The organism is Allobosea sp. GW823-FHT02B03 (assembly GCF_058797755.1).
The window spans coordinates 698872-713112 of record NZ_JBXAJY010000003.1 but is presented as its reverse complement, the minus strand read 5'-3'; the positions used below and the strand labels follow the sequence as shown (position 1 = coordinate 713112).

The 14241-nt window shown below is 64.1% G+C and carries 14 protein-coding genes; 5 read left to right on the top strand and 9 right to left on the bottom strand.

Annotated features, from left to right (window positions below):
- Positions 1-225 precede the first annotated feature (225 nt).
- Positions 226-1638: a methylenetetrahydrofolate--tRNA-(uracil(54)-C(5))-methyltransferase (FADH(2)-oxidizing) TrmFO gene (gene trmFO / locus AC1REK_RS12955; protein ID WP_316020188.1), complete on the bottom strand. Its 1413-nt coding sequence runs from the start codon at positions 1636-1638 to the stop codon at positions 226-228.
- Positions 1639-1788: 150 nt separating this feature from the next.
- The gene (locus AC1REK_RS12950) at positions 1789-1944 is read right to left on the bottom strand and encodes a DUF1127 domain-containing protein (RefSeq protein WP_083533033.1); all 156 of its coding nucleotides are present in this window, start codon (positions 1942-1944) and stop codon (positions 1789-1791) included.
- A 443-nt stretch (positions 1945-2387) separates the two neighbouring features.
- On the opposite strand from AC1REK_RS12950, the gene AC1REK_RS12945 reads away from it, so the two are divergent.
- The gene (locus AC1REK_RS12945; RefSeq protein ID WP_492267727.1) at positions 2388-3050 is read left to right on the top strand and encodes a ceramidase domain-containing protein; all 663 of its coding nucleotides are present in this window, start codon (positions 2388-2390) and stop codon (positions 3048-3050) included.
- Positions 3051-3071: 21 nt separating this feature from the next.
- Here the strand turns inward: AC1REK_RS12945 and AC1REK_RS12940 are convergent, their stop codons facing one another.
- The gene (locus tag AC1REK_RS12940; RefSeq protein ID WP_492267728.1) at positions 3072-3314 is read right to left on the bottom strand and encodes a hypothetical protein; all 243 of its coding nucleotides are present in this window, start codon (positions 3312-3314) and stop codon (positions 3072-3074) included.
- Between the two features lie 186 nt (positions 3315-3500).
- On the opposite strand from AC1REK_RS12940, the gene AC1REK_RS12935 reads away from it, so the two are divergent.
- From AC1REK_RS12935 to AC1REK_RS12925, 3 genes are all read left to right on the top strand, one after another.
- Positions 3501-3839 (top strand): ArsR/SmtB family transcription factor, encoded by a 339-nt coding sequence (locus AC1REK_RS12935; protein ID WP_492267729.1) that lies wholly within the window; start codon positions 3501-3503, stop codon positions 3837-3839.
- Positions 3836-4303 carry an SRPBCC domain-containing protein gene (locus tag AC1REK_RS12930; protein ID WP_492267730.1) on the top strand — a complete coding sequence of 156 codons (468 nt, stop codon included), beginning with the start codon at positions 3836-3838 and terminating at the stop codon, positions 4301-4303. The genes AC1REK_RS12935 and AC1REK_RS12930 overlap by 4 nt, the downstream gene beginning before the upstream one ends.
- A 179-nt stretch (positions 4304-4482) precedes the next feature.
- On the top strand, positions 4483-5148 hold the full coding sequence (locus tag AC1REK_RS12925; RefSeq protein ID WP_492267731.1) for an RraA family protein: 666 nt from the start codon (positions 4483-4485) through the stop codon (positions 5146-5148).
- A gap of 123 nt (positions 5149-5271) precedes the next feature.
- On the opposite strand, the gene AC1REK_RS12920 is transcribed toward AC1REK_RS12925, so the two are convergent.
- The 5 genes from AC1REK_RS12920 to AC1REK_RS12900 form a co-directional block, all read right to left on the bottom strand.
- Positions 5272-5913: an invasion associated locus B family protein gene (locus AC1REK_RS12920; protein WP_492267732.1), complete on the bottom strand. Its 642-nt coding sequence runs from the start codon at positions 5911-5913 to the stop codon at positions 5272-5274.
- Positions 5868-6692 (bottom strand): arylamine N-acetyltransferase family protein, encoded by an 825-nt coding sequence (locus AC1REK_RS12915; protein ID WP_492267733.1) that lies wholly within the window; start codon positions 6690-6692, stop codon positions 5868-5870. The genes AC1REK_RS12920 and AC1REK_RS12915 overlap by 46 nt, the downstream gene beginning before the upstream one ends.
- 7 nt (positions 6693-6699) lie before the next feature.
- Positions 6700-6978: a c-type cytochrome gene (locus tag AC1REK_RS12910; protein WP_316020195.1), complete on the bottom strand. Its 279-nt coding sequence runs from the start codon at positions 6976-6978 to the stop codon at positions 6700-6702.
- Between the two features lie 1139 nt (positions 6979-8117).
- Positions 8118-8537: a Cap15 family cyclic dinucleotide receptor domain-containing protein gene (locus AC1REK_RS12905; protein ID WP_492267734.1), complete on the bottom strand. Its 420-nt coding sequence runs from the start codon at positions 8535-8537 to the stop codon at positions 8118-8120.
- A 212-nt stretch (positions 8538-8749) separates the two neighbouring features.
- Positions 8750-9715: a nucleotidyltransferase-like protein gene (locus tag AC1REK_RS12900; protein WP_492267735.1), complete on the bottom strand. Its 966-nt coding sequence runs from the start codon at positions 9713-9715 to the stop codon at positions 8750-8752.
- Positions 9716-9971: 256 nt separating this feature from the next.
- Here AC1REK_RS12900 and AC1REK_RS12895 point away from each other — a divergent pair, with 256 nt between their 5' ends.
- The gene (locus AC1REK_RS12895) at positions 9972-11036 is read left to right on the top strand and encodes a hypothetical protein (RefSeq protein WP_492267736.1); all 1065 of its coding nucleotides are present in this window, start codon (positions 9972-9974) and stop codon (positions 11034-11036) included.
- A gap of 183 nt (positions 11037-11219) precedes the next feature.
- Here AC1REK_RS12895 and uvrA read toward each other — a convergent pair whose 3' ends face one another.
- Positions 11220-14195, bottom strand: coding sequence for an excinuclease ABC subunit UvrA (gene uvrA, locus AC1REK_RS12890; protein ID WP_492267737.1), 2976 nt, complete (start codon positions 14193-14195; stop codon positions 11220-11222).
- Between the last annotated feature and the right edge of the window lie 46 nt (positions 14196-14241).

The window sequence follows — 14241 nt, the reverse complement described above, 5'->3', positions numbered from 1 at the left end:
GCCACGACCTCAGGGCCTGCCTGCCATGCATCGGGCGAGCGCGTCAGAGGCGCTCGCGACGCCGACGGCGCACGCGCGGGGCGAGCGTCAGATGGGCTCTCGGAAACGATTATATATCAAAGGCTTGCGAGCGCCGCTTGCGGACGAGATTCAGCTTACGGAAGGGCATCGGCAGCGCCGCCACGCAGGGCGGCGCCGTTCACATTCGTGTGGATGCCGCCGCTGCTACTCGGCTGCCTGGGCTTGCGTGCCGGAAATCCAGCCGTCGAGTTCGACTTTCGCCCGTGCGGTCAGCGCCTGCTTGCGGGCGACGCTCTTGGCCGGGCCCTTCAGGCGCTTACCGTCCGGCCCATGCGTGGCCTGGCCCTCGATATGCGGGAACAGGCCGAAATTGATGTTCATCGGCTGGAAGGAACGCGGCCCCTCGTCGATGGTGACGATGTGGCCGCCGGTGATGTGGTTGACCAGCGCCCCCAGAGCCGTCGTCGCCGGCGGCAGTTCGAGCTCCCGGCCGAGGCGCTCGGCTGCGGCGAGGCGCCCGGTGAGCAGGCCGATCGCGGCGCTCTCGACATAGCCTTCGCAGCCGGTGATCTGCCCGGCGAAGCGCAGGCGCGGATCGGACTTCAGGCGCAGCGTCGGGTCGAGCAGCTTCGGCGAGTTCAGATAGGTGTTGCGGTGGATGCCGCCGAGCCGCGCGAACTCGGCGTTCTGCAGGCCGGGGATCATCCGGAAGATCGCGGCCTGCTCGCCGTATTTCAGCTTGGTCTGGAAGCCGGTCATGTTGAACAGCGTGCCGAGCGCATTGTCCTGGCGGAGCTGGACGACGGCATAGGCCTTGACCGTCGGGTTGTGCTTGTTGGTCAGGCCGACCGGCTTCATCGGTCCCCAGCGCAGCGTCTCGCGGCCGCGCTCGGCCATGACCTCGATCGGTAGGCAGCCGTCGAAATAGGGCGTGCCCTCCCATTCCTTGAACTCGGTCTTTTCCGACGCCAGCAGAGCGTCGATGAAGGCCTCGTACTGGTCGCGGTCGAGCGGGCAGTTGATGTAGTCGGCGCCGGTGCCGCCGGGGCCCGGCTTGTCGTAGCGCGACTGGAACCAGGCGGTGTCCATGTCGATCGAATCGAAATGGACGATCGGCGCGATCGCGTCGAAGAAGGCGAGCTCGCTCTCGCCGGTCAGCGACTTGATGCCCTCTGCCAGAGCCGGGGAGGTCAGCGGTCCCGTGGCGATGATGACCTTGTCCCATTCGGCCGGGGGCAGGCCGGCGATCTCGCCGCGGTCGATGGTGACCAGCGGATGCGCCTCGAGCGCTGCGGTCACCGCCTGCGAGAATCCGTCGCGGTCGACCGCGAGCGCGCCGCCGGCCGGGACCTGATGGGCGTCGCCCTTGGCCATGATCAGCGAATCGAGCCGGCGCATCTCCCAATGCAGCTGGCCGACCGCATTGCTCGACGAATCATCGGAGCGGAAGGAGTTGGAGCAGACCAGCTCGGCCAGCCCCTCCGTCTTGTGCGCGTCGGTGCCGCGCACGGGGCGCATCTCATGCAGGATGACGGGAACGCCGGCCTGGGCGATCTGCCAGGCGGCTTCGGAGCCGGCGAGGCCGCCGCCGACGACGTGAACGGGTGCGATACTCATGGCCGCGATGTGTCCGCGCGCGCGCGGAAGGTCAAGGGGCAGGAGACGTTTCAGGCCCCAAAACGCAAAATGCCCGCTCGAAAGCGGGCATTCGCTCTTCGACCAGACCGAGGGGAGGACACGGTCCGGGAGAAATCAGGCGTCTTGTGTTCAGACCGCGGCGTGCGAGCGCGCGACGAACTGGATCTCGGAGCGCGACAGGCCGAGATCGTCGAGCTCGCGGTCGGTCAGACGGGACAGCTCACGGACGGTCTCGCGGTAGCGAAGATAGGCGCGGATCTTGGCGGCGATCATGGTGACGAACATGGTGGTTCTCCTTGTTATTGCAGGGCTCAACCCCTGACAGCGATGAATTCGTTGTGCACTGCATATAGAGCGATCAGTGTGCTTATTGCAGGGGCTGTTCCATCAGTTCCGTTATGCTCTGGATGCATGATGAATTAAGAGATCGTTTGGAAAGTTCCCCAGACCCGCGCGGGGCGCTTAACAATTTGATAGGAACCGTGAGATTCGTGCCTATCTGATGTGCAGAATCGAGAGCTTCAGCTGCGTCTCTCAGAATTCGCCCAAACCGGCGCCAGATTACCCCTCTCTGCCATGCGATGTTGCGCTGCAATATGGTTAGGGGCGTCCCGGCGGTTGAAACGCAGTGTTCACCATGACTGATTTCGCGCATGCGATATGGTCGCGAAGACGTCGTCCGGCAATGACAGGTCGGGGGGCGGGGCTTTGACTGGGGGCGCGGGCGAATGAGCAGCTACGGCTATTGCGAGCGCAAGGATCCATCGTTCTGGGCCGAGCCGCTGAACGCCTGGAGCAACGGCGCCTTCCTGCTCGCGGCGCTGGCGGGCCTGATGCTGCTGTGGCGTGCCGGCCGCACCGACTGGCCAGCCGCCATACTGACTGCCCTGGTATTCGCCATCGCGATCGGCTCTTTCCTGTTCCACACCATGCCGCAGCGCTGGACGCTGCTGGCCGATGTCGTGCCGATCCAGCTCTTCGCCTTCTTCTATTTCGGGCTGGCGCTAAGGCGCTTCTTCGGAGCGTCGGCGGCGGGCGCGATCCTCGGCACGCTCTTCTTTCTGGCCGCCTCCTCGGCGCTGGCGGCGCTTCTCGCGCTCTGGCTGCCGCCGGTGCTGCGTGGCTCCACCGGCTATGCCGGCTTTGTGTTCGCTCTGTTCGGCGTTGCGGCAGGGCTCGCGCTGCGCGGACAAGCCGGCACCGCCGCCTGCCAGATCGGGCTGGCCGGCTTCGTCTTCGCGCTGTCCCTGACACTGCGCTCGCTCGATGGCGTGCTCTGCCAGCACGTGCCGCTCGGGCTGCACTGGGCCTGGCACCTGCTCAATGCGGCCGTGCTCTACCTGCTGCTGCGTGCTGCGATCACGTATCGCAGCCCATCTCGCAACCTCTAGGCCTTCGCTGCCGTCGGCCGCTCAGCGCACGACCACCGCGCCGCGGCGCACCGGCGCGACGACAGCACCGCGCCGAACGGGCGCGACAACGACCGGGGCAGGGCGGCGAACCGCGGCTGCGCCGCGCGGTCCGGCGCAGGCGGCGCCACGGACGCCGCGGGCGCAGACGACGGCATCGGCCGGTGTCGAGACCGCCGGCGCCAGCGCGAGAAAGCCGCCGGCGGAAACGGTGAGCAGGGTCGCTAGCTTCAGAAGGCTGTGCATGGCGGCATCTCTCCGGTGGGGGATGGCGAGCCTTGTATCCTGCGTCGCGGCAACTGGCGGCGCTGCATCCGATCGTCTGCCCCGCTCTGGTGTTCCGCAAGGGAATTTTGCCTTGCCTCAGGCCGCTGGAGCGCTTGACGATGCGCGTCTCATTATATAATCGATAATTTATATAAGGAGATGGAGATGAACAGGCTCGATGCTGCCTTTTCGGCGCTCGCCGATCCGACCCGCCGGGCGATCCTGGCGCGACTGGCTTTGGGCGAGACGACGGTGATGGAGCTCGCCCGGCCGTTCGACATGACCCAGCCCGCGGTGTCGCGGCACCTCAAGGTGCTGGAGGAGGCGGGGCTGATCACCCGGCGGATCGAGGGGACGAAGCGGCCGTGCCGGCTCGCGCCGGGAGCGCTCGAGGAGATCGACAAATGGCTCGCCATGCTCAGGCGAGCCCTGGAGGCGAATTATGACCGGCTGGACCAACTTCTGGCCGAGATGGAAGCAAGCAAGGAGGACGGCCAGACATGAGCAAGCTTACCCTGACGCTCGAGGGCGATACGCATATCCTCGCGACCCGCCGCTTCAAGGCTTCGCCCAAAGCAGTCTATCGCGCCCATACCGAGACCGAGTTGATCCAGAAATGGCTGCTCGGGCCCGAGGGCTGGACCATGCCAGTCTGCATCAACGACCCCAGGCCCGGCGGCAAGTTCCGCTATGAGTGGACCGATGGCCAGGGCGGCGAGCTCGCCCTCACGGGCGAATTCGTCACCCTCGAACCGTTCAGCCGCATCGTCCATATCGAGCGCTTCCACATGCCGGACGTCACGCCCGACAACCGTATCGAGACCCGCTTCGAGGCCGATGGCGCGGGCACGCTGATGACCATGCGCATGACCCTGCCGGACGCCGCCACCCGCGAGGCCATGCTTGCCGTCGGCATGGAGGAGGGCATGGAGGCGAGCTACGCCCGGCTTGACGCGATGCCCGGTTGATTCCGCGCGCTTTCGGCACAGCATTCAGCCTTTCGACGGGGCCTTTGCGGCCCTGTCACCTTTTGGGGGACGGCCCGCAGCCCTGCGTTTCCCGCACTGCCCCAAGGCCGCCGGATCGGTTGACCGTCGGGGAGGGCGCCGACAAGCTTCCGCAAAACATGGGGGAAGCGATGTCTGAGTTGGCTGCTACGTTCGATCTGGAATCTCTGAAGACCCGGCTTTACTCAGCCGTCCTCTCGGACGTGCTCGACCAGCTCGGCTATCCGAACCAGGCGGTGAAGCCTTTCGTCCGGCCGGTCGACGACAATGCGATCCTCTGCGGCTTCGCGCGGACCGGGCTCTACATGAAGCGCTATCACCTGCCGGAAGGGCATAATCCCTACGCGCTCGAAATGGACCTGATCGACAGCCTTAAGCCCGGCGAGATCCCGGTCCTGGCCTGCGACGGGCCAACCGACCGGATCGCGCCCTGGGGCGAATTGCTGACCACGGCCTCGATGGTGCGCAAGGCGGCGGGCTGCCTGACCGACGGGCTGGTGCGCGATGTCCGCCGCATCCGCGAGCTCGGCTTCCCGCTCTTCCATGGCGGCATCGGGCCGCTCGACACCAAGGGGCGCGCCGAGATGATGGCGGCCGACGAGCCGGTCGAGGTCGCCGGCGCCCGTGTCGAGCCCGGCGATTTCATCTTCGGCGATGTCGACGGCGTCGTGATCGTGCCGCAGAAGATCGCCGCCGAGGCGGTCAAGCTGGCGCTCGAGAAGATCGAGGCCGAGGACAGCACGCGCGACGAGCTCCTGGCGGGCGCGAGCCTGCGCTCGGTGTTCGAGCGTCACGGCGTGCTCTGATCTTCCACGCCATGCTCGCCCTTGCGGCGAGCCCGCACGTCTCGAGCGCGGCATGCGATCAGTGAAAACGTGGGTGGTCGGGACGAGCCCGACCATGACGGGAAAGGCGGTTGAAGGCTGGCCTCAGCTGCACTGATCGAGCAGGCGCGAGGCGGCGGTGACGCCGTCGAGCGAGAAGGTGTAGCTGGTGTCGTTGCCGCGGGCGGAGGTCGCCTCCAGCACCATGGACGAGCCGGCCTTCATCGCCGCCAAGAGGTCGCTCTCGCGCTCCAGCCGGTTGAGCCAGGCGCCCTTGCCGAGCGTCAGCATCTGGAATTCCGCGTCGCCGATGGTGATGCGGACGACCGAGTCCTTGGCGAATTCATAGCCGGTCTGGAAGCTGGTCTCGGTGTTGCTTGCCTTGCCGTCGCTGGTCTGAACGAAGAAGAAGACGTCGCCGTGCCGCAGCTGATCTGGTTTCGCTGTTGTTGGTGTGCTCGTAATATAGCAACGCTGGCTATTACCGTTCTGGTAGGATGCGGCGTTCCAGTCCTTGAACTGTCCCATGGATTTGGCGGGATTAGCATGTGCCGTTCCGGCAGTGGCCAGAAGCAGGAATACCGCTGGCGCCGTCAGTTTCATCATAGCCTCATCTCCTTTTGCCTGCGCAAGGGATGAAACCTCGGTGATTAACGAGGCGTAAAAAAGATCGTCAAAAATGCGTGTAGCGACGATCCGCGTCAGGGCGTGGGGGCGGCCGCGATGCGCGCCAGCGCGGCCTGCCACTGGTCGTCGTCCAGCACGATTCCGAAGCGGTTTTCGAGCGCCTCGCGCAGCGCGGCGTCGTCCGCGATCTGCTCCGGCAGCGAGGCTTCGCCGAGCCGGTGCTCGGTCAGGCGGCGGTCGAGCAGGGTCAGCCGGCCATGCGGCAGGATGCGGGCGGCGCGCAGGGTGAAGGTGAAGGCCGAGGCCGGATGGGTCGCGACATAATGGTTCGCCACCACCTCGTCGATCGCCGGAACCGGCTGTAGCGTGAAGCGATAGAGCAGGCGCCATTCGCCTGATATCTCGGCGCGCAGCCACCAGTCCTCGCCGCTGCGGTCGAGCCTGTAGGGCTCGTGCGGCGTCTTCTGCGGGGCGCCGTCGGCGAGGCGCAGCGGCCCGGTCAGCGTCATGCCGCCGAAGCCGACATCGGCGATCAGATCCTCGCCCTCGCAGGTGACGCGCAGCAGTTTGTGGGAGCGGGCGACCTGCGCATCCTCGGCCTGGCCCATCAGCACGCGCCCGCCGAGCGGCGTCACCGGGAAGCCGAAGGCCTCGAGCACGGCGTGGAACAGGGTGTTGTGCTCGAAGCAGTAGCCGCCGCGCCGCCGGCCGACGAGTTTGTCGAAGACGGCGGGCAGCCCGATCTCCACGCTCCTTCCGGCGAGCGCGTCGAAATTCTCGAACGGGATCGCCTGCGGATGCAGGAAATGCAGCCGCGCCAGTGCGACCCGGGTCGGCGCGACCTCGCCATCATAGCCGATGCGGGCGAGATAGGCGGCAAGGTCGTCCGGGGCGAGCATGGCGGCCTCAGCGTGGCGGCAGGGCGGCGTAATAGGCCGCGATCGCCGCGACCTCCTGCACCGTCATATGGCGGGCCATGAAGCGCATCTCCTTGTGCGGGCGCTTGCCGGCGCGGAAGGCCATCATCTGGTTGAACAGGTACTTTTCGTTCTGGCCGGCGAGATGCGGCACTTCGGTATCGCGCGCGATTCCGTCCTCGCCATGGCAATAGGCGCATTGCTCGACCGGCGAGGAGCGCGGCTCGGCCAGCGCCGGACCGGTGCTCGCCGCCATCGCCAGCGCCATGGCCCAGCGTCGCCCTCTGCGATGTCGTCCCGTCAAAATCCGAATCCCCCGCTTCTTGTTTGCGGCGAGATTAGAGGGGCAGAGGGTAAACAAAAGCCGCAGCCTCGCGCAGCTGTTCCGCGAAAACTGCCGTATCGGCAGGCCGATCCGCCGCGCCGGGGATGACGCGCTCGCCCTCAGCGCCAGCGTCAACGTCGCCTGCGACGTGCTGCTCGACTTGCCGCTCGACTCGCCGGCGGTGAGGCGGGCTCCAGCAAGCGCCGGGGCGCGTGCGTAATGCGGAAAGGAGAGGAACCGGAGCGGAAAACCCTCTCCTGTAAGGAGAGGGAGGTGTACGCGCTCGGACCAGTTTGCGTCGCGCTGACCGCGGCGATGTCGACGCCAGCGATCTCTCTCCCGAACACCTCACCCCTGCCCCTCTCCACTGATCTCGGGCTTGCCCGAGATCAGCACTCAGAGTGATCGAAGTCGGGTAGACCCGACTTCGATGCGGGAGAGGGGTTCTCCGTCGCGCTTCCCGCACCCTTTGCTTCACCCATGCGCCAATCCCGCCCGCAGGCCTGCCTGCGGGCGCTGAAACATACGGGGCTGGCGGAGCGCCGCGAGGCGCGTCGAGTAGCATCCGCTTCCGTTGAGCCAGGAAGCGGCGCGGATGAAGCCTCATCCGCACGCCCCGTGGCGCTCCGCCTTCGGCTTCTTAAAGTCTCCGGGCCGCGCTTCTGCGAAGCCGGCTGCTGGCCGTGCCGCGATGCCATTGGAAGCCAGGTCCCCTCTTCGGGTCGTCGCTCCCTCGGGCCATCACGGCGGCCGCTGCAGCCGCTTCATCTAGCGAGCTCCTCGCACAGGGGTCGTAGTGCCCCCAGGGCGGTGCCCCGAAGCCTCCCGGGAGCGGGGCGTAACCCCCGCCCGCAGGCGCCGACCCTCACCCGACCTCTGGCATACCTCCGGACGGCCGCCCCGCATGGGTGATGGGCGAGGGGAGTGTATGGGAGGTTTTGCGGGCGGGGATAAGTTTGCGGGTTCGTCCCCGGCACTGGTTGTCTCTGGGCATCGAGAACCTATGCTCCTGACTTATAGGAACAGGCTCTTCACGCGGGAAAGCGGCGGAGCCGCCGTCGGGCCCGCATGTGGGAAGCAATTTACGAAACGCGTCGTAGACTTCGGCCTCGGCTTCTAGACATTCGAATTTCGCCGCTCGTCTTCCGGTCCGTGAAATACTCACCCTCTATGGTTGAGGTGAATTTGCGGACGTTCATCTCCAGCCAAGCCACACCCTCGTGGCGCGGACTGCGAGCTGCCACGCTGGCGCGAGCCTTGTTGCCGTACGCATACCAGAGGCGAGCGATGCCGGCCTTACGATCGAACTCAAGCAAACAGCGACTCGATGACGATTCCGATTCTGCGGTGGACAGTAGTATCGTGGTCTCGAACAGACCCTGCACGATCGTGATCTCAGCCTTGATCGGTGAAGGCGGGACGCCGGTGTCTGGATCGATCCAGGTGCTCGTCAGTTCACCCTTCCAGTCGCCATTCAGATCTGGGAAGACGAGCTTGTTCAAGAAGGGCATCCACCTCCACAATACCGGCCAGACGAAGTTTAGGAGCGTTCCGACGACCGACACGAGGATCGTGACAAGTAACGAGCCACGCTGCCAAGCATTCATTGCGTCCCAGCCAGTGCCGGCAGCGACGGTATCAATCACGGACGCTAGTAAGGCGCCGGCTAGAATGAGAGCGCTCGCTTGTGTTTTTGGTCCGAGCAGTCCCCACATCAGGAGATCAGCCAGCGATGCGCAGCGGCGACGTACGCTTTCGCGTCCTCAATGTGCCACGGCTGGTGCGTTCCGAAGAGCTTCTTGACGTCATTCACCTCGGATAGTGTCATGGGATTGCCTTCCGTAAGGCGATCCCACATCCGCTCCAAGATGCGCTTGAGACGAGCGTAATGATTCTCTTCTAACAGAAAGTGATGGTCCTCAACGATATAGACGAGGCTCTCGACGAGGAATGAAGGGACCTGACCCTTCCTCAGTTGCCCCTGGTCAACCAGTTGGTCGCGCATCGTCTTGGCCTGTCGTACAATCTTCTTGAATCGATGGCTGGTCCGCTTGCGCTTCGCCTTGCCGTTTTCGTGATGCAGCTTTGGGAAATTGTAAATCTCTTCGCTGTCTGTCCTCCGCAGCACGACGCCCTCGACTACACAGTAATAGGAATCCGGGCTGATCGCCGGATAGATGGCGTGGAGCTTTGTCGCTGGGACGACGTCGATGTCGGAACGGGAACCGGGGACCGCCGAGACCGTAAAGGCCTTACTGCCACTCTCCACGTTTGGCTTCCCAAAATAAGCCTTGAGGGCCGCCTCTATCTCATAGCGCATAACCGCGAAGATGTCGGCTCGCAAATGGGTGCGAGTGTAGCCTAGGTGGCGGTCGACATCCGCTGGCACCATTGAGGGGTGCATATAGACTGTGTTGATCGACGGATGGCGGACACACAAGTCCATATCGGCCTTGAGCCGTACGTTGGTGTTGTTGTGGTAGCTGCCTTGCGGGACGACCTCGACGCCCTCATCCCTCAGCCATTGGCTAGCTGTAAGGGCATTGCGGACCATCGTAGCCGCCCGCTCGATCCTAGCTTCCTCGGTATCACTGGCCGGCTTTGACCATTGGGCCAGCCGGTCATTCCAATCCTGCTCGCGCAGGGCCTGTCCAAGAATGTCACCAAGTGATCGATCCATGGCAAAACGTTACAGTAAATAATGAGCGGTCTCAGCTAGGGCGCGCGTGTCGTGCACAGGGAATATACGGTCATGGAGTTTCGACGCCTCCGAAATATGGCATTGCCTTGTTCATGCCTAAAGGTAAGAGCAATCAGTGCAAAAAATTATAACTGAAGAACACTTGCCGCAAAGAGCAGGCGCTCGGCGCTATCTTGCTTGCTTCGTGGCTGGCCCGTAACCTCGGAGCAAGGAAGTAAGCGCCTTGGTGGAGCATATGAGCGAGCCGACGATTCCCGTGTTTCGGAAGGCTGGAGCTGAACTCCAACGTATCCCAGGCGACCAACGGGATCCAAATCGTCGTTATGGCATGGTCGTAAACGGAGAAAATCAGTACCTCGTCGAATTCACAGATGAAGAAAAAGCTCAGAGAGACGAGGAGGAAAGGCGTTGGATCGAGGACGCACCGAAGCGTGAGGCCGAGGAAAAGCGCCGGCAGCAAGAGTTCGAGAGCTACAAGGCTTCACTGGTCTACCAGAAGCGCATTGTCGCTTTTCTTGATGTTCTCGGCTGGGCGGATGCGGCCGAGCGGTCACGCAACGATCCTGAGATGACCAAGAAACTTGGTGTGGCACTGGCTATGCTCAAAGGGCAGAGCGATATGGCTGCATTTCAACGCGGTGGCGGGTGGATCGGTGATCCTCAAGTTTCACAATTTTCGGACGCGATTGCCATTTCGATGCTCGATGATCCCGAACATGGCTCTTGGATCAAGTCTTCCATGGAAAGGACACTCGGCTGGATAGCGGCAAGGCTTCTTGACGCTGGCTTGTTGGTAAGAGGCGGCGTGGTCAGTGATCTATTGATCCATAGAGAGAATATGGTTTACGGCCCGGCGCTTAAGCGAGCGTATGATTTGGAGCACGCGACGCGCGAGCCTCGGATCGTGCTGGACGATGAGCTTGCTGGGCGTTGGGGGCGCCCGGTGCCGGTGATGGACAAGGGTAAGGTCATCCACGTCTATCAAGAATGGTTGAAGGACGATGATGGCCGGTATTTTCTTGATTACTTGCAGCCTTTGGGTACGCGGATGCCGCCCGTCGATCCTCGGCTCTTAGATTTCCAGTTGCAGGGTGCATATAACGCAATCACCTCTGCATTCTCGGGGAAATTATTACGCCAAGACGTTTTCATGAAATTTTCGTGGTTGACGAAGTATTATAATTTTACTTTAAAGAAATACGGTCCATGTAGTTTGCCTGAAATTCAGGTGCCTACTGGCTATCTCTTTCACGCTGAGACGGTCGCGCCCATATCAGACGCTGCCGGCCCAGCTAGATGAAGTCCGAGTACGACGCAAATCTTCTGTCATTCCCTGCCGTGGCCGTTATCCATGCCGAGCAGCAGACACGCCGCGACCGTGAACAATGTGCTGTCTGTCCATCGCAGCGCCGGTTGCCGATGTCCGAATTGGGGCGACCTGATTGTGACGCCCCCGGTGTATAGGTAAATTTTGGCTCTCGGCCTACTCCGCCGCCTCCCGCGCCCCTTTCCCCTTCAACGGCCGCCGCTCCAGCACCTCCTTGAGGAAGCGCGCGGTGTGGCCTTTGCCGATGCGGACGACATCTTCCGGCGTGCCTTGCGCTACGACCTCGCCGCCGCCGTCGCCGCCTTCGGGGCCCATGTCGATGATCCAGTCGGCGGTCTTAATCACTTCGAGATTGTGCTCGATCACCACCACGGAATTGCCCTGCTCGACCAGCTCGTGCAGCACCTCCATCAGCTTGGCGACGTCGTGGAAGTGCAGGCCGGTGGTCGGCTCGTCGAGGATGTAGAGGGTGCGGCCGGTGGCGCGCTTGCTGAGCTCCTTGGAGAGTTTGACGCGCTGCGCCTCGCCGCCCGACAGGGTGGTGGCCTGCTGGCCGACCTTGACATAGTCGAGCCCGACGCGGGCCAGCGTCACCATCTTGTCGCGGATCGAGGGCACGGCCTTGAACAGGTCCTTGGCCTCCTCGACCGACATGTCGAGCACATCGGCGATCGAGCGGTCGCGATACTTCACCTCCAGCGTCTCGCGGTCGTAGCGCTTGCCCTTGCAGACATCGCAGGTGACGTAGACGTCGGGCAGGAAGTGCATCTCGATCTTGATGACGCCGTCGCCCTGGCAGGCCTCGCAGCGGCCCCCTTTTACGTTGAAGCTGAACCTGCCTGCCTGATAGCCGCGCGCCTTGGCCTCGGGCAGGCCGGCGAACCATTCGCGGATCGGCGTAAAGGCGCCGGTATAGGTCGCCGGGTTCGAGCGCGGGGTGCGGCCGATCGGCGACTGGTCGATGTCGATGACCTTGTCGAGATGCTCCATGCCCTCGATGCGCTCATGCGGGGCAGGGTGCTCGATCGAGCCGTTGAGCTTGCGCGCCACCGCCTTGTAGAGCGTGTCGACAACCAGCGTCGACTTGCCGCCGCCGGAGACGCCGGTGATGCAGGTGAACAGGCCGAGCGGGATGTCGACCGTGACGTCCTTGAGGTTGTTGCCGCGGGCGCCGACGATCTTCAGGCTCCGGCCCTTCTGCGGCTTGCGGCGCTTGCCGGGCACCGCGACGCTCATCTCGCCGGTGAGGTACTTTCCGGTGAGCGAGTTCGGGTCGCTGAGGATGTCCTGCGGCGTGCCCTTGGCGACGATCTCGCCGCCATGGATGCCGGCGCCGGGGCCGACATCGACGACATAATCGGCGGTGAGGATCGCGTCCTCGTCATGCTCGACGACGATCACGGTGTTGCCGAGGTCGCGCAGGCGGCGCAGCGTGCCGAGCAGGCGCTCATTGTCGCGCTGGTGCAGGCCGATCGAGGGCTCGTCCAGCACATAGAGCACGCCGGTGAGGCCGGAGCCGATCTGGCTGGCGAGGCGGATGCGCTGGCTCTCGCCGCCGGAAAGCGTGCCTGAGGCGCGGGCGAGTGTGAGGTATTCGAGGCCGACATCGAGCAGGAAGGTCAGCCGGTCGCGGATCTCCTTCAGGATGCGCGGGGCGATCTCGTTCTGCTTCTTCGAGAGCCGCTCGGGCAGGGCGCTGACCCAGGCGAGCGCGTCCTTGACCGAAAGCCGCGAGACCTCGCCGATATGGCGCATGTCGATCTTGACCGCCAGCGCCTCGGGCTTCAGGCGAAACCCGTTGCACGCCGCGCACGGCGTCTCCGACATGAAGCGGCCGATCTCCTCGCGGGCCCAGTCGCTCTCGGTCTCCTTCCAGCGCCGCTCCATATTGGTGATCACGCCCTCGAAGGGCTTCTTCACCTCATAGGCGCGCAGGCCGTCATTGTAGGCCATGCGCACGGCTTCGGTGCCGGTGCCGAACAGGATCGAGTCCTTGGCCTGCTGCGGCAGCTCCGACCAGGGCTTGGTGGTCGAGAAGCCAAAGTGCCTGGCGAGCGCATCGAGCGTCTGGCCGTAATAGGGCGAGGTCGACTTGGCCCAGGGCGCGATCGCGCCCTTCTTCAGCGAGAGCGAATGATCCGGGACGATCATCTCCGGGTCGATCCGCATCTCGTGGCCGAGCCCGTCGCAGGTCGGGCAGGCGCCGAACGGGTTGTTGAACGAGAACAGGCGCGGCTCGATCTCGGGGATGGTGAAGCCGGAGACCGGGCAGGCGAATTTCGAGGAGAAGGTGACGCGGCGGGCCTCGCCGTTCTCCTCCTTCTCGTCGGCATATTCGAAGACCGCGATGCCCTCGGCGAGGTCGAGCGCCTGCTCAAGCGAGTCGGCGAGGCGGGCGCCGAGATCGGGCCGGATCACGATGCGGTCGACGACGACGTCGATGTCGTGCTTGAACTTCTTGTCGAGCGAAGGCGCGTCCGCGATCTCGTAGAACTCGCCATTGACCTTGACGCGCTGGAAGCCGCGCTTCAGCCACTCCGCCATCTCCTTGCGGAACTCGCCCTTGCGGCCGCGGACGACGGGCGCGAGCAGGTAGCCGCGGGTCTTCTCCGGAAGCTCGACCAGCCGGTCGACCATCTGCTGCACGGTCTGGCTCTCGATCGGCAGGCCGGTCGCGGGCGAATAGGGGATGCCGGCGCGCGCCCAGAGCAGGCGCATATAGTCGTGGATCTCGGTGACGGTGCCGACCGTCGAGCGCGGGTTCTTCGAGGTCGTCTTCTGCTCGATCGAGATGGCGGGGGAGAGCCCGTCGATCTGGTCGACATCGGGCTTCTGCATCATCTCGAGAAACTGGCGGGCATAGGCCGAGAGCGACTCGACATAGCGGCGCTGGCCCTCGGCATAGATCGTGTCGAAGGCGAGCGAGGATTTTCCGGAGCCGGAAAGCCCGGTGAACACCACCAGCTTGTCGCGCGGAATGGCGAGGTCGACATTCTTGAGATTGTGCTCGCGCGCGCCGCGCACGGAGATGACGCGGGCGTTCCGATCGGCCGCCGAGTCCTGTGCGGACTTGCGGTCGAACATGTCTTCCAGCGTCGCGGCCTGTTCGGCGAGCGTGGTCTTGCGGGCCATGGTGGTGTCCGATTGAGCTTTAGCCGTACAGATAGGGCAATCGCCG